This is a genomic window from Streptomyces sp. NPDC005566 (genome assembly GCF_040605575.1).
Classification (GTDB): Bacteria; Actinomycetota; Actinomycetes; order Streptomycetales; family Streptomycetaceae; genus Streptomyces.
In genome coordinates, this window is record NZ_JBEXDB010000017.1 from 128,190 (window position 1) to 149,066 (window position 20,877).

The 20,877-nt window shown below is 69.9% G+C and carries 17 protein-coding genes and 3 pseudogenes; 13 read left to right on the forward strand and 7 right to left on the reverse strand.

What is annotated here, in order from left to right; all coding sequences use genetic code 11:
• The first annotated feature begins 71 nt into the window (after positions 1 to 71).
• Complete coding sequence (locus ABZS61_RS25835; RefSeq protein WP_356425836.1) at positions 72 to 902, forward strand: alpha/beta fold hydrolase; 831 nt, start codon at positions 72 to 74, stop codon at positions 900 to 902.
• 171 nt (positions 903 to 1,073) lie between these two features.
• Here the strand turns inward: ABZS61_RS25835 and ABZS61_RS25840 are convergent.
• Positions 1,074 to 1,919 (reverse strand): annotated as a pseudogene (locus tag ABZS61_RS25840) (DMT family transporter); the annotation flags it as partial.
• Between the two features lie 47 nt (positions 1,920 to 1,966).
• On the opposite strand from ABZS61_RS25840, the gene ABZS61_RS25845 reads away from it, so the two are divergent.
• Together ABZS61_RS25845 and ABZS61_RS25850 are read left to right on the forward strand one after the other, a co-directional pair.
• On the forward strand, positions 1,967 to 3,424 hold the full coding sequence (locus tag ABZS61_RS25845; protein WP_356425839.1) for a PLP-dependent aminotransferase family protein: 1,458 nt from the start codon (positions 1,967 to 1,969) through the stop codon (positions 3,422 to 3,424).
• 136 nt (positions 3,425 to 3,560) lie between these two features.
• Positions 3,561 to 4,052 (forward strand): annotated as a pseudogene (locus ABZS61_RS25850) (PhoD-like phosphatase N-terminal domain-containing protein); the annotation flags it as partial.
• Between the two features lie 210 nt (positions 4,053 to 4,262).
• On the opposite strand, the gene ABZS61_RS25855 reads toward ABZS61_RS25850, so the two are convergent.
• Positions 4,263 to 4,529 carry a hypothetical protein gene (locus ABZS61_RS25855; RefSeq protein WP_356425842.1) on the reverse strand — a complete coding sequence of 89 codons (267 nt, stop codon included), beginning with the start codon at positions 4,527 to 4,529 and terminating at the stop codon, positions 4,263 to 4,265.
• Positions 4,530 to 4,917: 388 nt separating this feature from the next.
• Here ABZS61_RS25855 and ABZS61_RS25860 point away from each other — a divergent pair, with 388 nt between their 5' ends.
• Positions 4,918 to 5,133, forward strand: a complete 216-nt coding sequence (locus ABZS61_RS25860) for a hypothetical protein (RefSeq protein ID WP_356425845.1) — start codon at positions 4,918 to 4,920, stop codon at positions 5,131 to 5,133.
• A 40-nt stretch (positions 5,134 to 5,173) separates the two neighbouring features.
• On the opposite strand, the gene ABZS61_RS25865 is transcribed toward ABZS61_RS25860, so the two are convergent.
• The gene (locus ABZS61_RS25865) at positions 5,174 to 5,413 is read right to left on the reverse strand and encodes a hypothetical protein (protein ID WP_356425848.1); all 240 of its coding nucleotides are present in this window, start codon (positions 5,411 to 5,413) and stop codon (positions 5,174 to 5,176) included.
• Positions 5,414 to 5,758: 345 nt separating this feature from the next.
• Positions 5,759 to 6,448, reverse strand: a complete 690-nt coding sequence (locus ABZS61_RS25870; protein ID WP_356425851.1) for a hypothetical protein — start codon at positions 6,446 to 6,448, stop codon at positions 5,759 to 5,761.
• 113 nt (positions 6,449 to 6,561) lie between these two features.
• Between ABZS61_RS25870 and ABZS61_RS25875 the strand changes: the two genes are divergently transcribed.
• Both ABZS61_RS25875 and ABZS61_RS25880 read left to right on the forward strand, forming a co-directional pair.
• Complete coding sequence (locus tag ABZS61_RS25875) at positions 6,562 to 6,756, forward strand: hypothetical protein (protein WP_356425854.1); 195 nt, start codon at positions 6,562 to 6,564, stop codon at positions 6,754 to 6,756.
• 7 nt (positions 6,757 to 6,763) lie between these two features.
• A protein-coding gene (locus ABZS61_RS25880) for an IS5 family transposase (protein WP_356425857.1) occupies positions 6,764 to 7,581 on the forward strand; the annotation gives its coding sequence in 2 pieces (ribosomal slippage) (positions 6,764 to 7,112 and positions 7,112 to 7,581; 819 coding nt in all).
• A gap of 90 nt (positions 7,582 to 7,671) precedes the next feature.
• On the opposite strand, the gene ABZS61_RS25885 is transcribed toward ABZS61_RS25880, so the two are convergent.
• Positions 7,672 to 9,294 carry a recombinase family protein gene (locus ABZS61_RS25885; RefSeq protein ID WP_356425860.1) on the reverse strand — a complete coding sequence of 541 codons (1,623 nt, stop codon included), beginning with the start codon at positions 9,292 to 9,294 and terminating at the stop codon, positions 7,672 to 7,674.
• Between the two features lie 22 nt (positions 9,295 to 9,316).
• On the opposite strand from ABZS61_RS25885, the pseudogene ABZS61_RS25890 reads away from it, so the two are divergent.
• The 4 genes and pseudogenes from ABZS61_RS25890 to ABZS61_RS25905 all read left to right on the forward strand — a co-directional run.
• A pseudogene (locus ABZS61_RS25890) lies at positions 9,317 to 10,084 on the forward strand (alkaline phosphatase D family protein); the annotation flags it as partial.
• 72 nt (positions 10,085 to 10,156) lie between these two features.
• Positions 10,157 to 11,548: an SWIM zinc finger family protein gene (locus ABZS61_RS25895; protein WP_356425863.1), complete on the forward strand. Its 1,392-nt coding sequence runs from the start codon at positions 10,157 to 10,159 to the stop codon at positions 11,546 to 11,548.
• The gene (locus tag ABZS61_RS25900) at positions 11,545 to 14,298 is read left to right on the forward strand and encodes a DUF6493 family protein (RefSeq protein ID WP_356425866.1); all 2,754 of its coding nucleotides are present in this window, start codon (positions 11,545 to 11,547) and stop codon (positions 14,296 to 14,298) included. Before ABZS61_RS25895 ends, ABZS61_RS25900 begins: the two co-directional genes overlap by 4 nt.
• A gap of 31 nt (positions 14,299 to 14,329) precedes the next feature.
• Complete coding sequence (locus tag ABZS61_RS25905; RefSeq protein ID WP_356425869.1) at positions 14,330 to 15,727, forward strand: GNAT family N-acetyltransferase; 1,398 nt, start codon at positions 14,330 to 14,332, stop codon at positions 15,725 to 15,727.
• Here ABZS61_RS25905 and ABZS61_RS25910 read toward each other — a convergent pair.
• The gene (locus ABZS61_RS25910; protein WP_356425872.1) at positions 15,654 to 16,877 is read right to left on the reverse strand and encodes a PLP-dependent transferase; all 1,224 of its coding nucleotides are present in this window, start codon (positions 16,875 to 16,877) and stop codon (positions 15,654 to 15,656) included. The genes ABZS61_RS25905 and ABZS61_RS25910 overlap by 74 nt on opposite strands.
• A 59-nt stretch (positions 16,878 to 16,936) precedes the next feature.
• Between ABZS61_RS25910 and ABZS61_RS25915 the strand changes: the two genes are divergently transcribed.
• The 3 genes from ABZS61_RS25915 (at position 16,937) to ABZS61_RS25925 (ending at position 20,262) form a co-directional block, all read left to right on the forward strand.
• Positions 16,937 to 17,449: an Lrp/AsnC family transcriptional regulator gene (locus ABZS61_RS25915; RefSeq protein ID WP_356425875.1), complete on the forward strand. Its 513-nt coding sequence runs from the start codon at positions 16,937 to 16,939 to the stop codon at positions 17,447 to 17,449.
• A gap of 67 nt (positions 17,450 to 17,516) precedes the next feature.
• Positions 17,517 to 19,202, forward strand: a complete 1,686-nt coding sequence (locus ABZS61_RS25920; RefSeq protein WP_356425878.1) for a DUF885 domain-containing protein — start codon at positions 17,517 to 17,519, stop codon at positions 19,200 to 19,202.
• A 166-nt stretch (positions 19,203 to 19,368) separates the two neighbouring features.
• Positions 19,369 to 20,262 carry an ATP-grasp domain-containing protein gene (locus ABZS61_RS25925; RefSeq protein WP_356425881.1) on the forward strand — a complete coding sequence of 298 codons (894 nt, stop codon included), beginning with the start codon at positions 19,369 to 19,371 and terminating at the stop codon, positions 20,260 to 20,262.
• 79 nt (positions 20,263 to 20,341) lie between these two features.
• Here the strand turns inward: ABZS61_RS25925 and ABZS61_RS25930 are convergent, their stop codons facing one another.
• Complete coding sequence (locus ABZS61_RS25930) at positions 20,342 to 20,827, reverse strand: rhodanese-like domain-containing protein (protein ID WP_356425884.1); 486 nt, start codon at positions 20,825 to 20,827, stop codon at positions 20,342 to 20,344.
• Positions 20,828 to 20,877: the final 50 nt, after the last annotated feature.

Genomic DNA, 20,877 nt, shown 5'->3' on the forward strand with positions numbered 1-20,877 from the left:
TAATTATTGCTTACGAGGGGTCTGTCCCCCATTTCTCCGCCCGCCCGGGGCCGGATCACCCGAGGAGCAGCATGGCCACCACGGTCTCGTTCGCAGTCGATTCGGCCATCGGTCGGCACACCGTGTCCGTGGCGTACGAACGAACCGGGTCCGGCGAGCCGTTGCTTCTGCTTCACGGCATCGGCCACCATCGTCAGGCCTGGGACCCGGTCGTACGGATCCTGGCCGCCGAGCGGGATGTCATAGCGGTGGACCTGCCCGGTTTCGGGGACTCACCGGCGCTGCCGGACGGCCTCCCGTACGACCTGGGGACCGTGGTCCCGGTGCTCGCCGCGTTCTGCGAGGCCATCGGGGTGGAGCGTCCGCATGTCGCGGGCAACTCCCTCGGCGGGCTCCTGGCTCTGGAGCTGGGCCGCGAGAAGCTCGTCTCCTCGGTGACGGCACTGTCCCCGGCGGGATTCTGGACGGAGGGCGAGCGACGCTATGCCTTCGGGGTGCTGCGCACGATGCGACGTGGCGCACAGACGATGCCGATGCCGGTGATCGAGCGACTGTCGCGGAGCTCGGCCGGCCGTGCGGCGCTGACCAGCACCATCTACGCACGGCCCGGCCGCCGTTCACCCGATGCCGTCGTGTCGGAGACCGTCGCTCTGCGCGGGGCGACGGGCTTCCACCAGACTCTTGCCGCCGGCCGGGGCCTCGCCTTCACCGACGATGTGCCGGATCTCCCGGTCACCATCGCCTGGGGCAGCCGGGACCGTCTGCTGCTGCGCCGACAGGGAATCCGGGCCAAGAGCCTCATCCCCGGTGCCCGGCTCGTGCGGCTCCCCGACTGCGGTCATGTTCCGATGAATGACGACCCCGCCCCCGTGGCGCGCATCATCCTCGACACGAGCCGCTGAACGCCCGACGCGCGGTGCGTCGGCGATCTCGATCTCGGTCTCGATCTCGGTCTCGGTCTCGGCCTCGGCCTCGGCCTCGGTCCTGGAACGGCCCGCACCACCTACGGCAACGACCACCCTCCCGGCTGCAGGAACGCGGCGCCTCAGGACGCCCGAGCCGAGGGCCACGCCCGCGCCCACCAGAAGGCTGCCCGCACCCTGCGCGATGCCGTACACCCCCGCACCGACGACAGGCGCGGTGAGGGCGGCCGAGACCGGGATCAGTCCGGAGAAGAGCGTCGCGCGCTCGGCACCGATGCGCCGCATGCCGCTGTACCAGCAGACGAATCCGATCACAGTGACGACGGCCGCCTGCCACAGCAGGGCCAGCGCCTCCTCCGTAGTGGGCACCCGTGCGAACCCTGCCCCGTCCAGCAGTACGCCGAGCAGCGCCGATTCCGCGGCGGCGACGGCGCAGACGGTCGCCGCCAACAGCTTCGGGCCCAGCGGACGCAGCACCGGCACGGCCAGTACCGCGAAGCCGACCTCACCGGCGAGCGCGCCCATCGAGCAGAGGATGCCTGCCAGGTCGGTCCGGCCCCAGCCCTGGACGGTGAACGCCCCGACGGCGACGAGGCCGGCCGCGTACAGGACGGTCCGGGAGGGGCGGCGGCCTTCCAGTGCGGGGACCATGACACCCACGACGATGGGTGCGCAGCCCACGAACACTCCCGGAACAGCCGGCTCCGCCGAGCGTTCGGCGGCCAGCACCGCCAGGTTGAAGCCGACCATGCCAATGGCAGCGAGGGCCGCGAGGCGGCCCCACTGACGGCGTGTGAGGGTACGCAGAGGGGCGAGCCCTGACGTGCCCCGGCTGCGCAGGAGCGGGAGCAGGAGCAGTGCGGCGAGACCGTACCTCACTGCCTGCCCGCCCGCGTACGGGTAGTCGCCCAGGAGGCTGTTCGCGGTGAAGGAGGCACCGACCAGGGTGCAGGCGAAGGCGGCGAGAAGGGCGCCGCGCAGGTCAGTAACGTTCATGGAACCGACGCTAGGTTCCGGCACGGTCCGGTTTAAGGTCCACTTCCATGACGTCTTCGGAGACCAATCCGCGACCCGGTCCGGGCGCTCAGGAAGAGCGTCCCGTCGCCTCCGCCGCCTGGGAACTGTTGGTCCCCGCAGTCTCCGCGCCCGCCCGCCGGCGCGGGCGTGCGCTCCAATCGGCGTTGCGCGAGGCCGTGCGCTCGGGTCGGCTCGCAGCGGGGACCAGGCTTCCGGCCAGCCGTGAACTCGCCGCCGACCTCGGGGTGTCGCGCGGTCTGGTGACGGAGGCGTACGAGCAGCTTACGGCGGAGAGTTATCTGCGCAGCGGCCGAGGCGCGGGCACCTGGGTGAGCGGTGGAGTGCGGCCAGCCGCCCATGGGGCGCGTGACCTGGCGCCGCGTGCGCCCGGCGTACGCGTGGACTTCCGCCCGGGCACCCCCGACCTCTCCCTCTTCCCACGGAGCGCTTGGGGCGCCGCCCACCGCGCGGTCCTCGGCCGACTGCCGCACAGCGCTCTCGGCTACCCGGACCCGCGCGGTCTTCCCGAGCTGCGCGAGGCACTGGCCGCTCTGCTGACGCGACGCCGCGGGGTGGTGGCCGATCCTGAGCGTCTGGTGGTGTGTTCGGGGGTGGCGCAGGCGACGACGCTGCTCGGGTTCGTGCTGCGGGGGCGCGGCGCTGCGACGGTCGGCGTCGAGGACCCGGGAAGCCCGGAGCACGCCACGCTGTTCGCCGCGACCGGGCTCGGGACGGTCCTGCTTCCGCTGGACGAGGAGGGACTCGCCGTGGCACCCCTGCTGCGCTCCGGCGTGCGCGCGCTCGTCACGACCCCGGCCCATCAGTTCCCCACCGGGATCGCCTACTCCGCCGCGCGCCGCAGCAGGCTGCTCGACTGGGCCCGAAGCACCTCGGCCGTGATCATGGAGGACGACTACGACGGCGACTTCCGCTACGACAGGGCGCCGGTCGGAGCGCTGCAGGGACTGGACCCGGAGCATGTCGTGTACACCGGCTCGGTGAGCAAGTCGCTGGCGCCGGGTCTGCGACTGGGCTGGCTGATCGCCCCCGCGTCGATGACCGACGAGATCGTCGCCCGCAAGCGCACCATGGACCTCGGCAATCCCGCGATCGACCAGGCCGTCCTCGCGGACTTCGTCACCCGGGGCGGCTACGACCGTCATTTGCGCCGCTGCCAGCGCGCCTACCGGGAACGCCGGGACGCCATGACCGCTGCGCTGGCGGAACACTTTCCGGGGGCCGAGGTCAGCGGGATCGCCGCGGGGCTGCACATCATCGCCCGTCTGCCCGAACGCTGCGGCTCCCAGGCGGACGTCCTTGTCCGGGCGGCGGAGAACGGTATCGCCCTGCGCCCACTGAGCGACTACGCGACGGCCGGCGCCGAGGACCCCGCGGTCCGCCTGGTGCTCGGCTACGCGCATCTGGCCCCGGCCGATATCGCGCACGGGATCCGCCTGCTGGCCCGCGGGCTCAGGGAGTCATAGGGAAGGAGCAGGCCGCCTGTTCATCTGGGGTTGGCGTTCCGGCTGCCGCCAGGCACTAGGCATGAGTCGGCAACCAGCCATGCGTGCAGCGCTGTTCCGGCAGGCCGTCCGCCCCGTCGCTCCCTGGAGGCATCCCATGTCGAACCGTCCTCGCATACCGGCCCCGGGCCGTCGCACCGTGCTGCGCGGCTCGCTGCTCGCCTCGGCCGCGGCAGCCGTTCCCACCACCCTGGCCGCCGCTCCCGCTTTCGCGCTCTCCGGCAGACCGAGCGCGGCGTGGGGTGTCCAGGTGGGCGACGTGACGGCCTCGTCGGCGCTGGTATGGGTACGTTCGGATCGTCCGGCCCGGATGCTGGTCGAGACGTCGGCCACCGAGTCCTTCCGCAGGGCCCGCACATGGCACGGCCCCTTGATCGGGGCCCGCACGGACTTCACGGGCACCACCCCCTTGTACGGTCTGCACGCCGGCGAGCAGGTGTACTACCGGGTGACGCTCGCGGACCCGCACGACCCGCGCCGTACGGGCAGACCGGTGTACGGAACCTTCCGCACCGCCCCCGCCAGGCGCCGTGACGGGGTGCGCTTCCTGTGGTCCGGTGACATCGCGGGCCAGGGCTGGGGCATCAACGCTCGTCGGCGAACGCCTGTCGCGCTCGCCGCCAGCGGTTCCATGCAACGACGTCGCGTTGGCCATCGACGAGAGCGTGATCGTCGACTGTGATCCACTCGTCTACGTAGCACTGCATGAGCACCATAGGCACGACGGACGTGGCACTGCCTGCCGCCTGCCCTGCCGATGCCTGTGCCCTGCGCGCTAGCTGCGCTGCCTTGCGTGCACTCATGCAACACTCAGGCTCTGTGCGGCAGGCATGGTGTGCAACTCACCCATGCCTGCGCCCTCACGCTCCAGCTCCCACCCCAGCGTCTTCAGCCCTGCGGGTGAGAGGCCAAGGTGATCGGCTAGGTAGCGCGCCTCTGCTGCCAGGCCCGCCGTCACACTGCCCGTGAAGGCGTCGCACGTGATGCGCACGTACATGGCGACGATGGTTACGAACGAGTCATCCCACATCGTCGCCTGACCTGACGCCCACAGCTCTGCCCACATGTCCCGTTCAGGCTGCGTCCAGTCACGCCCTGACGGCATGTCCGGAGTGGGCAGGTCGCACCCTGCGAGAGGGAGCACGACAGGGCCTGTCGCTCTGCGTGCTCCCTTCCCGCGGCACTCACGGCTGCCGGGGCTGGAGAGGTCTCGTCGTGGTCCAGGGGCAACCATCGCGCCCCCTCCTTTCCATGGTTGACACGGCAACATCCCTTGACGTATTGGGCGTTCCGTGGGAAGGTGCTTGCGCACCGGGGCTTTGATCCGGACGCCACCACGGGCGGACCCACGTGGACGCGTCGCGCATTGCGACCGACGCCAAGCTTGCAGTCATTCGACCGCAACGGAGTGCGCCCTTTTCCAGGGCCTCCGTCGTGTAGGCGAAGGGTCCACCGTGTCCGTACCTCTTGTTGATTTCCTTGCCATGTCCCCGCAGGCGTTTGCCTTGGTTATGGCTGCCGTCGTGCTCGTCGTCCTCGTCCTCTGTGCGACGTTCCTCCTGGCGCTCCACATCAGCGGCGTCCGTAGCGTCAAGGGCGCCGACAAGGCTGCGGCGATTCAGGCGATTGGCGACGCCGTGAAGTCGTTTCCGTTCTGGCGTAGGAAGTAGTACCCGCCCCCGCGGCAACGAGCCGAGGGGGCAAGCTTGTTCAGCCCTGCCCGATGGCCGCAATGGCGTCAAGGCTGACGGTGTACGCCTTCGTGGAGACCGTCACGGTGAGCGCGTTCGGGTAGTACTTGGTGGACTGGGGGGTGTCAGGCAGTGCGTACGAGAGCGTTCCCGTCAGCGCCTTGCCGCTGAGCAGCTCCACCACAAAGGCCGTGCCGTTCAGCTCGATGGCGCAGTTCTTGATGGCCTGCGTGTACTCGTCGAAGATGAGGGTGGCCATCGGGACTCCCGGGTGTAGGTATTTGTCATGAAGGGGTTACGGCTGGTTGTCTGGCGTGCTGGCTGATCGCTGTCCTCTTCGATGCCGTGGCGTTCTCGGTACAGGTCTGCACCTGCGGCAGCGGACCCGGCACGGTGGCCGTCGACGTCAGGACCGCGATAGCCGCCAGCACGAGACGGAGGCGGTGCGGGCGGTCCGAACGCTGCAATGAGCGCGTCCACGTCGGCGCTGAGTTCCTCCGGGGTTTCCCCGCGAAGGTGTGGGCACAGGCGTTAGGGGTGAGCCCTCTTGCGGTGCTGGCTTCGAGCTGTTCGGGGTTGGATTCGGCCATGCTGGTTCCTCGTCTCAGTACTGAAGTTCGGGGCTGCGCTCAGCGCCTGTGCGCTCCGGCGCGGGAGGCTTCGGAACGGGAGTCTCGGTAGGCGTGTAGTCGCGCAGTGGGCCGTCAGGGATGCCGACGTCAGGGACGGACTCCTCACCCTCCAGCTCCTCGAAGGAGCCGGGCACCCACGCCGTGCCGATGTTGGCCAGGTACACGAGGTAGTCCACGGTGTAATGACCCGACGTCATCGCCGTGACGATGTCCGCGGGCACGTCGCCAGGGCTAAGGCCGGCGACTTCGAAGTGACCGGCGTCCTTCAGCTGACGCAGCCTCTGACCGTCGCCAAGCGGGCGGAGCGTGTCGTGCTGCGCCTGACGGATGGCGCGGAGCTTGCCGAGCATCGCGGAGGGCGTCTTCCACGCCTGCGGCGCCTTGCCGCCTACCTCGATCACCCCTTCCGCGGTCCTGGCGCCACCAAGGTTCGGGACCTCCGCGCGGAAGTCACGCAGCTGCGCGCCAAGCGCTTCGAGAGCCGTCTCCGCCTCTGTCGTCCGCAGGTAGTCCAGGTGGTTCTTCAGGTACGTCACGGCAGTGCCCAGGGCGATGCGCTCCGACTCACCTTCGAGAGCGTCCCTGTAGGCATCCGCCACCACCTTGCCGATGTCGTCGGGGAAGTCCGCGCCAGCGCGCCTGGCGTCGATCGCCGCTTCCACAGCGTTGCGACGAGCAGTGTTGGCGTCGGGAGCGTCGAAGATGGCGTTATAGCGCGCTTCAACGACGCGGAGCTGACGCTCCAGGTGCTCGACGGCGGGGACGAGGTGGGGGCATGGCCAACATGCGTAAGCATCCTGTCCGCGGTCTGCGCGGCATCGACGACGCCCTTTGGAAGGACTTCGACGCTGCGACGACTGCGGCCAACACAGACCGCTCGTCCACGCTGCGCGCGTATATGGAGTGGTACGTAGGCCGTGAAGGTGCGTCGCTGCCTAAGACCGTGTCCTATGTGGTGAGGCGTCGTTGAGTCCGGTATGGGGCGGGGTACTTGGAGTTGGATTGTTCCGGACGGGCTGTGGGAGATCGCGGAGCCACTGATCCCACCGTCGAAGACGCGTCCACAGGGTGGCGGGACGCAGGACACGCCTGATGAGACGCTGTTCGCGGCGATCATCTACGTCCTGGTCAGCGGATGCGCCTGGCGGGCCCTGCCGCCCTGCTTCGGGATATCGAAGTCGACGGCCCACCGCCGGTTCCTGATCTGGTCGCGAGCGGGAGTCTGGGGCCGGCTCCATGAGGAGATCCTGCACCGCCTCGACGACGCGGGCCTCCTCGACCTCTCCCGCGCGGTCCTCGACTCCGCCCATGTGAGGGCTAAAAAAGGGGCGAACTCACAGGTCCGAGCCCCGTGGACCGGGGCAAGCCGGGCTCCAAGATGCACGTCCTGTCGGACGCGAACGGCCTGCCCCTCGTTGTCGGTGTCTCCGCCGCCAACACCCACGACAGCCTCGGGTTGAAACCCATGATCATGGGCAACCAAACGAGACACGACCCCCACCGCGGCCGGTATTTCAAGCCCCAGCGCCTCCACGCCGACAAGGCCTACGACATTCCCCACCTGCGGAAATGGCTCTGGGGCAAGCACATCGGAGTCCGCATCGCCCGCAAAGGCATCGAGTCCAGCGAACGTCTCGGGCGACGCCGGTGGGTCATCGAGCGAACCATGTCCTGGCTCACCGGCTACCGCCGGCTCAACCACCGCTACGAACGCCAACCCCACAACTACCTGGCCTTCGTCGGCCTCGCAGCCGCCCTCTGCTGCTACAAACGACTCGTCCGCCTCACCACATAGGACACGGTCTAAGCCCCCGCCGGCTGAGTAGGCGCAAACGGGCCCTCGTCCTCGTTGACGAGGACGAGGGCCCGTTTGCGCTGCCCGGGGCTAGCGCTTCCAGACCACCCGCAGGCGCTCAGCCACTGGCGTCCGATCGCCACGCCCCTTGGCGGGCAGCGCGGTCAGCTCCTGGAGGGCGACTCTCAGGAGCAGCCGACGCGTGTGCAGGTCGGCAGCATCCCATGCCTCCTCCAGGTCCTCGGGAGACAGAAGTGGGGTCAAGTCCGCACCGACCGACAACCCCTTGATCTCTTCGCGCAGCCCTGACAACTGCCCGTCCAGCGCTGACTTCAGTTCGGCGTACCGGGCCTCTCCATCGTCGCCCGGGAACGCCCCGGTGACGTAGTACGCCGTGTCGAGCTTGTTCCGGCGGTCGACGATGCCGTCTAGCGCTGCCTGTGCCTCCCGGAGGCGCAATGCGCGGGAAGGATCTTGATGTCCGTACCACTCCCGGGCGATGTCGAGAAGGAGGTTCACGTCGTCCTCGTCGTGCGGATCAAGGGCCGTGACCCATGCCTGCCATTGCCTCGTGATCTCGAAGTCAGCAGCCGCACGGTTGATGTGCACCCCAACACAAGCATCCGGGCCACTCTCAGCGCGTCGCAGACACCGGTAGTCCTTCGTGCCGCTGACGACCGTGGTGGCACACCGGGGACAGCCCATGATGCCCGTCAAGAGTGACTGTGCCTGACGTGCTCCTCGTCGCTGCCCCTTCGTCCCCCGGTTAGTGAACCCGTTCGCGATCTTGGCGGTGCGTTCGTTCAGTGCTGCGACGATGCGAAGGCGCTCAGCCGGCGTGACCACTCCTTCCCCCACACTCACGGGGCTGCCGTCAGGCATGAGGACGATGTCCCCCGTCACTCGCCAGAACTCGCGGCCGGTGTCCGGGTCCTCCACCCGCTCCTTCCGATGCATGAGTCCCGCCACCCCCGGAGAGCGTGCCCACGCCGCCACTGTGGAGGCTCGCCACACCGATCCACGTCGGGTACGGATTCCCTCCTTCGCAAGCCATGAAGCGACGGACATAGCCGTGTCCCCGTTCAGCAGCCGGCGCGCCATCTCACGCGCCGTGGGGTACTCCTCCGGTCGGTGAACAAGCTTCGCCGCACGTCGACGGGAGTCCTCCGGATAGAGCCTCTTCGACTTCAATCCGTACGGCGCCGGACCGCCGGGCCAGTGACCTAGCGGGCGGTGCGCTTCCTTGCCGATCTTCGTGCGGACACCGATGTTGATTGCTTCGCTGCGCGCCTGTTCCGCGGAGACCGCGAAGATGATCCGGTGGTTCGGATTGCGGGAGTCCAACCCGTCAGCATGAGCGCGCAGGTAGGCGCCGATCTGCTCGAAGTCGTCAAGGACGATACCGACGTGCCCCATCCCCCGGCGGGACAGTCTGTCCAGCTTGAACACCCAAAGGGATCCGGTTTCCGCACGCAGGACTTCCCCTATGGCGGCGTCGAACTCCGCGCGCTTGACTCCGCGCTTCGACGCACTGACCTCCTCGCGCCACACCTTACGGACGGTCAGGCCCTCCGCTTCGATCGCGGCGCGCAATATGCACTCGTGAGCGTCCAACGTGGCCTTGTCGTTTATTAGCGTCGACCGACGAAGGAAGATGTCCGCAACCTCCGACACCTTCTGACCTGCGCTGTTGATCCCCCCTGGATTAACCATGGAAGAAGTGTATTTGAACGTGCTCGTGGACGACAACGTGCGCGTGTTCAACGCGCAGGTTCCCTCGGTCATCCAGTGGGACGACCACGAAGTCCGGAACAATTGGTATCCCGGTCAGATCCTCGACGACGTGCGCTACATCGATCTCCTGGCGGCCCGCTCGATGCGTGCCTTCCGCGAGTACTTCCCGGCGTCGGCCCTGCACGACTCCTCCGCGCACGGTCCGTCCCGGGAAGGGCGCGTACACCGCGTCGTCCGGCACGGTCCGCTGCTCGATCTGTTCGTCCTGGACATGCGGTCCTTCCGTAACGCCAACTCCCCCGGCCGGCAGCCCGACGACACCACCGGCATCCTCGGCGCCGAGCAACTGAGCTGGCTCAAGCGCGAGCTCTCGCAGTCGCGCGCGACGTGGAAGGTGATCGCCGCGGACATGCCGCTGGGGCTGGTCGTCCCCGACGGAGCCACGGACTTCGAGGCAGTCGTCCAGGGTGATCCCGGAGCACCACTGGGACGTGAGCTGCAGATCGCCGAACTGCTGAGGTACATCAAGCACCGGCGGACGTTCGGTCCTGAGCGGGTCTTCGTCCGGGCGCCGGACCGGGCGAACGTGTCGCCCATGGAGTCCCCGCAGTTCTTCGGAGAGGTCGACATCGACGGTGGCAGCGGCGAACTGACGGTGCGGCTGCGGGCGCAGGGCGGAACGGTTCTGTTCACCAAGGTGCTGCAGCCCGGGCGTACGGGGCAGCGGCTCGCTGGGTGCGGGGCAGTGAACCGGCGTACGGGGCAGTGAGCGGGCGTCGTTGAGAGTCGGCCCCGGGCTCGCGTCCGGGCCGTTGTCAGTGGTGCGTCCTACGGTTTTCCCATGACCCGAACCGTTCAGGCCCTGGCCTACTCACGCCCGTCCGTCCTGGAGTCCTCGCAGGCCGGGCGGTTGCTCGGACTGGAGACCGCCGGCGGTCTCACGCCGCGGGGCGCCGAGGCGAACCCCCGGTTCTTCTCCGGCTTCCTCACCTCGCCGAGGATTGCCGCGCGGGGGCTTCTGGCCGTCGCCGACGTGGCGTCCGCCCGCTACTACCAGCGGATGCTGCCGTCGTCCCTCGACCCGGTGGTCACGGGCAACGGCGACCGACTACGCTTCGAGTCGTTCTCCGGCTGCTGCGGGGTGTACGCGCGTCTTGATGTGCTGCAGGACGGCCTCGGCGGTGCGGAGACGGGGTACGGGACGACGAATGTGGATGTCAACCACCCCTTGCGTGAGGCGCTGTCGCGGATAACCGCGGACGATCCGCTTCATCTGCGGGTCGGGCCTGACGAAATGGCGGTCACCACCGTGGACGGCCCGGTGGTGGAGAAGAAGGTGCCGCTGCCGGGCCGCTGGCTGCGCGGTTTCGCCGAGGCGCAGGTGGTGTCCGCCGGTTTCGATCTGCGGGCCGAGCTTCCGGCGGCGGAGGCTGTCCGGTTCCTCCGTTCCCTGCCGCGCTCCTCGGGGAACGCCTCGCGGGGAGCCCAGTGGGTCGTGCCCGCCGGGAAGACCCTGCGGCCGACGACCCGCCCCGTCGCCGGTGCGGTCTGCCTGCCGGGTCCGGAGCGACTGGTAGCGCTGCAGCGGGTGTTGCGGCATGCGACGGCTCTGCGGATCTACGGACCGGTGGCCGACGGTGCGGCGACGGCGAGTGCCTGGGAGGTGGTCCTGCCGGGAATGCGGCTGACACTGACTCTGTCGCCCGACGCGTCACGCGGATTCTCCGGTGAGGGCGGAGTGCTGGAGGCGTTGGCCACGGACGACGCCGCGGCGGATGCCGAGCTGGTGTCCGTATTGCTGGCGTGGGAGCCCAGGATCGAACCTGCCGATCTGGCCGCGCAGTCGGGGCTGACGGTGGAACGGATCCGGGCAGCGCTCACCCGGTTGGGTACGGCCGGACGCGTGGGGTACGACCTCGCGAACGCTGCGTACTTCCACCGGGAGCTTCCGTACGACGCGCGCCGCGCCGAGCGGCACAATCCACGTCTGGTCGCGGCACGGCAGCTGGCCGGTTCGGGAGCGGTCGTCGTCGACGGCGAGCTGGCGGCCGTCTCCTCCGGTGAACGCCGCTACCAGGTGCGGGAGAGGGATGGAGCGCTGAGCTGTACCTGCCAGTGGTGGGCGGACTACCGAGGACGCCGCGGCCCCTGCAAGCACGCCCTGGCGGTCCGTATGGTCCGCCGCGGTGCCACGGTGGCCGACGGTGCCGTGGTTGCCGGCGGTGTGCGATGAAGGAGCTCCTCACAGCCGTCCGGGAAGGCCGCAAGCAGGCCGTGCCCGCGCTGGTGGCGGGACTCGACCGCGCGGGACGCAGGGTGGCCCTCACCGAGTTGAAATCCCTGCGCAAGGAGGCCCGGGGCTGGGACTGGCAGCAGCGGGCAGCCGCCCAGAACGCCCTGCTGGTCGCTGGTGCGGGGTGTCACACCGGTGCAGCGGCCTGCGCGGCCTGGATCGGCGGCAGGGATCTGCGCGACTGGTCGAGCACTCCGTACCCGTTGGTCCTGACGGTCCTCGCGGACCGTGATCCGGCGTGGCTCGCCGACCTCGCCCATCGGCTGGCGGCACGTCCGTCGATGGCCTCGACGGACGCCGACTACCGTTTCGTCGCCGAACTGGTCCGCATCGCGCAGTGCCCGATGCCGGTCACCGACACCATCGTGGAGGCCTGGCTGTCGTATGTCGGTTCCAGCAGATGGCAGGGCAACAAGCGGAACCCCCTGATCGAGGTCCTGCGCGCCGACCCGCATCTCACGGCCATGGTGCCGAGGCTGTTCGAGGGGTCCGAGCCGCCGTCCGCTCTGTACTGGTACGACGATCCCGACTCCGGCGATCATTGGCCGGCGGCACTGGCGACGCTGGCTGCCGAAGGGATGCTGGACCGTGCCGTGCTGGTCGACGGGGCCGTGAAACGACTGCTGCGCGGGGGAAAGCCCGGGAGTCTGAGGTTCTACCTGGCCGTGGTGCGTGCACTCGGCCTGACCGAGGAGGAGGAGAACGCGCGTGTCCCGGACTGGTCGGGGATGGCCGGGGACGGCATCGCGATCGTCGCGGGCCATGCCCAGGAGGTGCTCTCCCGCCTGGACGCCCGCGGGGAGCTGACCACGCGTGTGCTCGCCGAAGTCTCGGGCTCGGTGCTGTTCCGCACCGAGAAGAAGCTGGTGCGGGCCCAGTTGGTACTGCTCGGCAGGGTGTTGCGCCGGGATGCGTCCACCGCCGACGAACTGCTTCCGGTCGTTGCCGAGGCGTTCGGGCACGAGGACATGGACATCCAGGAGCGGGCCCTGAAGCTGACGGCACGTCATCTCCGTTCGGCCGGTGACACCGTGCGTGAGGTTCTCGTCGTTGCCGCGGCGCAGCTGGGACCGATGCACCGGGCCGCTGCCCGCGAGGTTTTCGGGGACCTGCTGGACGAGGGGACCGCCGAGGAGCCTTACGAGGAGACCCTGCCCCCGGTACCCTCCGCGCGCCTCGTCGGACCGGCCCCGGAGACGGTGGCCGAGCTTGTCGAGGAGGTCGCCGCCCTGGTCAACTCCCGTTCCCGGGAAGTCGGTTCGTTCGAGCGCGCGCTCGACGGGCTGATCCGTCACGCCCGCACCGACCGCACGGCGCTGACGGCGGCACTGCGCGAGGCGATGGCCGGACAATGGTGGCTCGATGACCTGCGGCTGGAGCAGGTGGACCGGTGGTTCACCAGGAATCCCGGCGGTCTCGATCTTGTCGCGGCGGCGCTGCTCGGCCGGATGTCGTTCCGGTCCGTCCACGACGGAATCAACCGTTGGACGGCAGCCGGCACCTGCCCGCATGCCGCGCTGGACGGGGTGATGCACGCGAGGCTCTGGGAGGCGGCCGGCTTCGCGACGACGGGGCGGGTGCCGTTCCTGCTGGCCACGCCGACCTGGCACACCGGTTCGCTGGACCCCGACGAGCTCGTGGAGCGGCTGCGTGCCTACCATCGGCTCGGCGTCCGGCCGGGGCCCGCCGACTTCGCGCAGGCGCTGCTTCGCGTGCGAAGGAGCGGCAGCCTGCGGGCAGCGGCCGACGCCGCCCTGCTCGGAACGGCGGAGGGCGACCGGCTCGCCTCGTGGCTGCGGGCGGACACACCGGTAGCGCCCGTACTGCGGCACCGGCCCGACAGCGACCGTCCGACCTCCGGTACCTGGTGGCAGCGGTCCGCCACCGGGGCCCGGCGGGTGCTGCTCGCCACGAAGGAACGCCTCGACATCCAGCAGGAGTTCCCCCGCGCGTTCCACTGGCTGGGCCGTCCGCACCTCCCCGATCAGAGCCCCTGTTACCACGGGGCCGCCCGCTCGGAGCACTGGCTCGCGGCCCTCCCGGAGGACGGCGAGGCGCTCGCGGCCTGGATGGTACCCACCCTCATGCACGGCGCCGACGACGGCCCGGACGGTGGGGCATGGGTCCTTCCCGGTCTCGCCGAGGCGGGTGGGCCTGCCGCCGACGCCGTTCATCTCGCCCTGGCGTACGGGCTGGGGGCACGCCATCCGGAGGACCGCCTCTCGGCGGTGGACACCCTCCTCGTACTCGCCGCACAGGGGCGCCTGGACGCGAGACTCCTCGGCCGGGAGCTCGCCGTTCTCGTCGACCATGACCTCGTCAAGCCGAACCGGCTCGCGGACTCGGCCCGTACGGCAGCCGCCACCGGTGCGTACCGGACGGTCCTGTCGGTGCTGACGGCAGCGCTGCCGAGCCTGCTTGCCTACGACAAGGCGCCCCACGGGCTGGGCGACGTCCTGGCCGTGGCGGCTGCGTGCGCGGAACGCTGCGGGCCGGTGGCCTCGGAACCGATCGCCGGGCTCGCCGCGACGGCCGGCCGGCGAGGTTCCTCGCAACTGGTGCGGCAGGCCGCCCGGCTGCTGGCGGCGTCCGGACCCGGGTACGGAGGGGAGGCCGCCGACGGGGACAGCCAAAAGGTAGTGATAAGCGCCAGATCCACACGTAACCCATCAGTCACAATGCGTTCGTGATCAGGCAACACCGTTCGGTCACAGTGAAGACATGACTGACGTGACTTCCGCAAAGACTGCCCGCCGCCCCCACCACTGGCGGCGGGACCTGATCGAGCTGGCCGCCCTCTTCACGGCGGTTGCGGTGGCCGACGCGATCGCCAATCTGATCGGGCACACCCCGGACGGCCCGTACCTGCTGGTCGCCTCGGCCGTGGCCCTCGCGGTCACGGCCGCGTTCCACACATGGTGGGCACGACGCCACAGCCACGCCCCGCCGCCGGACAGTGATACGGACACCGGCGGCGCGGACAGCCGGCTCACGTCCTCCGGTGCGGAGGAGGACGTGGAGACTGTGCTGTGGCGGATGCGGACGACGGTGCGGGACACTCCCGGCACCCTCGCCGCCCTCTGCATCGCTCTTGCCCGGCACCGGATCGACATTCTCACGCTGCAGACGCACCCGCTGGCCGAGGGCACCGTCGACGAGTTCCTGCTGCGAGCGCCGGCAGCGCTGCCGGCGCAGCAGCTGACCCGGGAGATCTCGGCCGCGGGTGGTTCCGCGACCTGGATCGAGCGCGCTGACGCCCACGATCTGGTGGATGCGCCCACCAGGGTCCTCGGTCTCGCGACCCGCACCGCTCTGGACGCGGCGGAACTTCCTCTCGCGCTGCGCCAGCTGCTCGGCCGGTGCACCATCCACTCCCTGCCGGCCCTGTCGATCACCGGACGGCCCACCGGGGAGAGTGCTCCCGTGGAGGGAGTGCTGGAGGAGACCGTGATGAGGCTCCGCGACCCCTCCGGCGGTGTCATCACCGTCGAGCGGCCCTACCTTCCGTTCACCCCGACCGAATTCGCCCGGGCCCGCGCCCTGGTGGAGCTCGATGCCCGTCTCGGGCCTCGCGTACCGCGCAGCGAGCACGTCCTCACCCTTCCCGAGGGCAACGAGATCACGGTGCGGCGCGCGGACCGCAGCGATCTCCCTGCGGCCCGTGCCATGCATGACCGCTGCTCCGACCACACCCTCGGTCTGCGATACCACGGCCCGGTGCGTGATGCCGACCGCTATCTGGATCACCTGCTGAGCCCACGTTTCGGCCGCACACTCACCGTTCAGACGGCTTCCGGCCGACTGGTCGCGCTCGGCCACCTGCTCTGGGACGGCGACGAGACCGAGGTCGCCCTGATGGTCGAGGACGACTGGCAGCGCAGGGGCATCGGTTCCGAACTCCTGGGCCGACTGGTGGACATGGCCGTCGAGGCGGGCTGCGAGAGCGTCTACGCCGTCACCCAGGCGCACAACACGGGCATGGTCGCTGCCATGCGTGCGCTCTCGCTGCCCCTCGACTACCAGATCGAGGAAGGAACCCTCGTCATCACAGCCCGGCTGGGTGCGGCTCCAGGCCTGCCGACCGCGCCGCACGGGCAGGCGCCGCAGGCCCGTCGCTGAGCGCCTGGCACAGATCGGCCCAGAGGTCCTCGACGTCCTCGAGGCCGACGGACATCCGCAGCAGACGGTCACCGACGCCCGCGGCCTGCCGGTCTCCCTCATCCACAATGCGGTGGCTGATGGAGGCCGGATGCTGGATCAGGGTGTCGACGCTGCCGAGACTCACTGCGGGCGTGATGAGCCCGACGCCCGCGATCACGCGGTGCGGATCCCCGTACACCTCGAACGAGACCATCGCCCCGCCCAGCTTCGGGTAGTGGACCCGCGCGATGCGGGGGTCGGCGGAGAGCCGACGGGTGAGTTCGGCCGCGCTCGCCGACGCGGCCCTGACCCGCACCGACAGTGTGGAGAGGCCGCGCAGCAGCAGGTAGCCGGCCAGCGGATGCAGCACACCACCGGTGGCGAACCGCACCTGCCGGAGCTTCGCCGCGAACTCCTCGTCGCACGCCACGACCCCGCCCATGACATCGCCGTGGCCGCCGAGGTACTTGGTCGCGCTGTGCAGCACGACCCGGGCACCGTGCTCTACCGGACGCTGCAGTACGGGTGTCGCGAAGGTGTTGTCGACGAGCAGCGGTACGGAACCGCAGGAGTGCGCCACCGCCCGGATGTCGATCTCGGCCAGCGTGGGATTGGCCGGGGTCTCGACCATCACCAGCCCGGTGTCCGGGCGGATCGCCTCGGCGATGCCCGCTGGATCGGTCCAGGTCACCTCGGTCCCGAGCAGCCCTGCGCCGAGGAGGTGGTCACTGCATCCGTACAGCGGCCGGACGGCGACGACATGGCGCAGCCCCATGCTCGCGCGGGCCAGCAGCACGGCGGTGAGCGCCGCCATTCCGCTGGCGAAGGCCACAGCGCTCTCGGTCCCCTCCAGACGGGCCAGTGCCGTCTCGAAGCGGGCGGTCGTCGGGTTGTCCAGCCGGGCGTAGACGGGCGGCCCGTCCGGCTTGGCGCCGGTGGCGGCGAAGGCATCGATCCGCTCGGCCTCACCCCGTGAGTCGTACGACGGGTAGGTGGTGGACAGATCGATGGGCGCGGCGTGCAGTCCGAGAGAGGCGAGATCGTCGCGTCCGGCGTGCACGGCTTCGGTGGCGAGCGCCCTGGACCGGAGGGGGGCCGGGGATATCAGCGAGGAGGCTTCGGTGTCCATGTCACTACTCTGAACACTGAGCGGCCGACCTCGCGAATATCCCGTGTTACGTTCGCCCAATGGCTGAATCTGTCGCTCTGGACCCGGTGGATCTGCACATTCTGCGATTGCTGCAGAACGATGCACGGATGACGTACCGGGAGCTGGCCGCCGAAGTCGGGGTGGCACCGTCCACCTGCCTGGACAGGGTGGCCCGGCTGCGCCGCTCCGGTGTCATCCTCGGGCATCAGCTGCGCCTCGATCCGGCGCGGCTCGGCCGGGGCCTGGAGGCACTGCTCCTGGTGCAGGTCCGGCCGCACCGCAGGGAACTCATCGGACCGTTCGTCGAGCGGATCCGCGCACTGCCCGAGTCGCGCGCGCTCTTCCACCTCACCGGGCCCGACGACTATCTCGTCCATGTGGCCGTCGCCGGCACGGCGGACCTGCAGCGCCTGGTCCTGGACGAGTTCACCTCGCAGCGTGAGGTGGCGCGGGTGGAGACGCGGCTGATCTTCCAGCAATGGGAGTGCGGTCCGTTGCTGCCGCCCGCCGCAGGCCCGAACGAGGCTCACCCCGAATCCACAACGCCGTAAAGGATCTCCACGGGACCTAGGTCCTATCCGGGTGACGCGGAGCCCTCCGCCGTACGAGGATGTCCACATGTCAGACACATCGAGCAGCACGCTGCCGCGCCAGGTCGCCGACACCTACGTCGACGCGTACATCGAACTCGACCCGATCACAGGTACCTATCTCGGTGTCGCGGAAAGCTCTCGCCTGCTGCCCGATTTCTCTCCGGCCGGCCAGGAGGCCGTTGCCGAGCTGATCCGCCGCACGCTGGTGGAACTCGACGCCGCCGAACGGGCGCCGGGCGCGGAGACCGACGCCGAGCAGCGCTGCGCGCGGCTGCTGCGCGAGCGCCTGACGGCCGAACTCGCCATCCACGACACCGAGGAGGGCCTGCGGGTCATCTCCAACATCCACTCACCGGCGCACAGCCTGCGTGACGTGTTCACGGCTACGCCGACCGCCACGGACGAGGACTGGGCTGCGGTCGTGGACCGACTGCTCGCGGTTCCCGCGGCGTTGGAGGGGTACCGTGCCTCACTCGCTCTCGGTCTCGATCGCAAGCTGTTCGCGGGCCCTCGCCCCACAGCCACGTTCATCGAGCAACTGGGCGCCTGGGCCGGGGAGGGCGGCACCGGGTTCTTCGAGGACTTCGTGGCCCCGGGACCGGAGTCGTTGCGCGCGGAACTGGACGACGCCGCACGCCGGGCGACCGAGGGGCTCCTCGCGCTGCGCGGGTGGCTGAGGGAGGTCTACGCCCCCGCGATCGAGGGCGCCCCCGACACGGTCGGCCGTGAGCGCTACGCACGCTGGGCGCGCCAGTACAACGGCACGGACCTCGATCTCGACGAGGCGTACGCGTACGGCTGGTCCGAGTACCACCGGCTGCTGGCCGAGATGAGGACCGAGGCCGACAAGATCCTTCCGGGCGCCGGCCCCTGGGAGGCTCTCGCCCATCTCGATGTGCACGGCAAACACATCGAGGGCGTGGACGAGGTACGTGAGTGGCTGCAGGAGCTGATGGACGAAGCCATCGACGCGCTCGACGGAACCCACTTCGAACTCGCCGAGCGGGTACGGAGGGTGGAGTCCCGGATCGCACCGGCGGGAGGTGCCGCCGCTCCGTACTACACCGGCCCTTCCGAGGACTTCTCCCGGCCCGGCCGCACGTGGCTGCCCACCATGGGCGAGACGCGTTTCCCCGTGTACGACCTGGTGTCCACCTGGTACCACGAGGGAGTCCCGGGCCACCATCTGCAGATCGCCCAGTGGACCCACGTCGCCGACAGCCTTTCCCGCTACCAGGCGTCGATCGGCCATGTCAGTGCCAACGCCGAGGGCTGGGCACTGTATGCGGAGCGGCTGATGGACGAGCTGGGCTACCTGCCCGACGCCGAGCGGCGGCTCGGATATCTGGACGCGCAGATGATGCGTGCCTGCCGGGTGATCGTGGACATCGGCATGCACCTGGAGCTGGAGATCCCCGCGGACTCGCCGTTCCACCCGGGCGAGCGGTGGACGCCGGAACTGGCCCAGGAGTTCTTCGGCAGCCACAGCGGCAGGCCTGCCGACTTCGTGGAGAGCGAGCTGACCCGCTATCTGTCGATGCCGGGGCAGGCCATCGGCTACAAGCTGGGCGAGCGCGCCTGGCTGCTGGGCCGGGAGAACGCACGCAAGGCGCACGGTGAGGCGTTCGACCTCAAGGCCTGGCACATGGCGGCTCTCTCGCAGGGTTCGCTCGGCCTCGACGATCTGGTCGACGAGCTGTCCCGGATCTGACGCCCGGGCGTACGTCGTGGATCTGATCCGCGATCGGTTCCATGATTCGATGAGCGGCCGACGGGGCCGGTGGAAGCACGGCCCTGTCCGTTCGCGACGCCTCCGTCGGTGCGCGCTCTTCCGTTTCCGCCCAAGTCCCGAGCGAATGCTCACGAACGGTTTCCGTATGACGCCGACCGGTTTCCTGTTCTGCTCCGACCCCCTGCGCCCCGGACGCCCGGACCCCCAGTTCGCCCCGGAGGTTGCCGCTGCCCGCAGGGCGGGTGCGCAGGTCGCCCTGGTCGACCACGACGCGCTGCTCGCCGGGGACCCGGAAGGGTCCGTCGGCCGGGTCCGGCGGGACTCGGGGGCGTACTGGTATCGCGGCTGGATGATTCCGCCGGAGCGGTACGAGGAACTGGAGGGGGCGCTGACAGGGCGCGGCTGCTCGCTCCTCACGGATGCCGCCGCCTATCGCACCGCGCATGAACTGCCGGGCTGGTACGGGGAATTCGCCGGTCTCACACCGCGCAGTGTCTGGTGCGCGCTGACCACCGACGCCGCCACCTGTGCCGGCACGGAGTTCTGGGCACACCTCGCCGGGCCTCTCGGCTCCGGGGCGGGCATCGTCAAGGACTTCGTGAAGTCCCGCAAGCACGAGTGGGACGAGGCCTGCTTCGTACCGGAGCTGTCGGACGCTCCTCGGCTCGCCTCGGTCGTCGGGCGGTTCGTCGAGTTGCAGGGCGATTTCCTGGCCGGTGGTGTGGTGCTGCGGGCCTACGAGTCGTTCGTTCCGGGCGGCGAGGCCCGGGTGTGGTGGGTGGACGGTGAGCCGGTGCTGGTGACCGCCCACCCCGACACGCCCGCCCAGGTGCCCTCCCCCGGGCTCGATGCCGTCGGTGAGGCGGTGCGCGGTCTCGCCTGCCGTTGGGTGACGACGGACATGGCCCTGCGCGACGACGGGGTGTGGCGGGTGGTGGAGGTCGGCGACGGGCAGGTCAGCGGACTGCCTGCCGGCGACGACGGGGAGGGCGTGTTCGCTGCCCTCCTCGACGCCGCGGCCAGGCCTGACGGGCGCTGACCGGCCGGTGGCCGGCAGCGGCAGTCGTCGGCACGGGCGCCTGCTCGGCAACCGCAGTCATCGGCACGGGTTCACCTGCTCAGCAACCGCAGTCGTCGGCTCCTGCCGGTGCGGTGAGCGGGTCGGCGGCGCGCCGTTCCCGGCCCTGCCAGGTCTCGAACTCGAAGCCCTCGCGCGCCCAGTACTCGAATCCGCCGAGCATCTCCTTCACCTGGTAACCGAGTTCGGCGAGGGCCAGTGCGGCGCGGGCGGCACCGTTGCAGCCGGGGCCCCAGCAGTAGGTGATCACGGGGACCGCCGGGTCGAGGAGTCCCTGTGCCTGCTCCGCCACGAGTGCGGTGGGCAGGTGCACCGCGCCGGGAACGTGTCCCTGGTCCCAGGCCGCGGTGGACCGGGAGTCCAGCACGACGAAGCCCGGGTCGCCGCCCGCCGCAAGTGCCGCGGCCACGTCGGAGGCGTCGGCGTGGAAGGCCAGTGAGGCACCGAAGTACGCGGCAGCGGCTGCGGGGGAGGCCGGCGCGACGCGCAGGACGGGGTTGTCCGTGGTGGTGAGCTGTGAGGTCATGCCCGAAAATCTACGGTCGGTACTCCTCCGCCGGAAGCGAAGATCCCCGG

Coding starts and splice junctions, on each gene's coding strand:
- ABZS61_RS25895 (WP_356425863.1), top strand. CDS start 10,157: ATGACCCGAACCGTTCAGGCCCTGGCCTACTCACGCCCGTCCGTCCTG.
- ABZS61_RS25845 (WP_356425839.1), top strand. CDS start 1,967: ATGACGTCTTCGGAGACCAATCCGCGACCCGGTCCGGGCGCTCAGGAA.
- ABZS61_RS25875 (WP_356425854.1), top strand. CDS start 6,562: ATGGCCAACATGCGTAAGCATCCTGTCCGCGGTCTGCGCGGCATCGAC.
- ABZS61_RS25900 (WP_356425866.1), top strand. CDS start 11,545: ATGAAGGAGCTCCTCACAGCCGTCCGGGAAGGCCGCAAGCAGGCCGTG.
- ABZS61_RS25855 (WP_356425842.1), bottom strand. CDS start 4,529: ATGTGGGCAGAGCTGTGGGCGTCAGGTCAGGCGACGATGTGGGATGAC.
- ABZS61_RS25930 (WP_356425884.1), bottom strand. CDS start 20,827: ATGACCTCACAGCTCACCACCACGGACAACCCCGTCCTGCGCGTCGCG.
- ABZS61_RS25920 (WP_356425878.1), top strand. CDS start 17,517: ATGTCAGACACATCGAGCAGCACGCTGCCGCGCCAGGTCGCCGACACC.
- ABZS61_RS25915 (WP_356425875.1), top strand. CDS start 16,937: ATGGCTGAATCTGTCGCTCTGGACCCGGTGGATCTGCACATTCTGCGA.
- ABZS61_RS25835 (WP_356425836.1), top strand. CDS start 72: ATGGCCACCACGGTCTCGTTCGCAGTCGATTCGGCCATCGGTCGGCAC.
- ABZS61_RS25910 (WP_356425872.1), bottom strand. CDS start 16,877: ATGGACACCGAAGCCTCCTCGCTGATATCCCCGGCCCCCCTCCGGTCC.
- ABZS61_RS25905 (WP_356425869.1), top strand. CDS start 14,330: ATGACTGACGTGACTTCCGCAAAGACTGCCCGCCGCCCCCACCACTGG.
- ABZS61_RS25885 (WP_356425860.1), bottom strand. CDS start 9,294: ATGGTTAATCCAGGGGGGATCAACAGCGCAGGTCAGAAGGTGTCGGAG.
- ABZS61_RS25925 (WP_356425881.1), top strand. CDS start 19,369: ATGACGCCGACCGGTTTCCTGTTCTGCTCCGACCCCCTGCGCCCCGGA.
- ABZS61_RS25865 (WP_356425848.1), bottom strand. CDS start 5,413: ATGGCCACCCTCATCTTCGACGAGTACACGCAGGCCATCAAGAACTGC.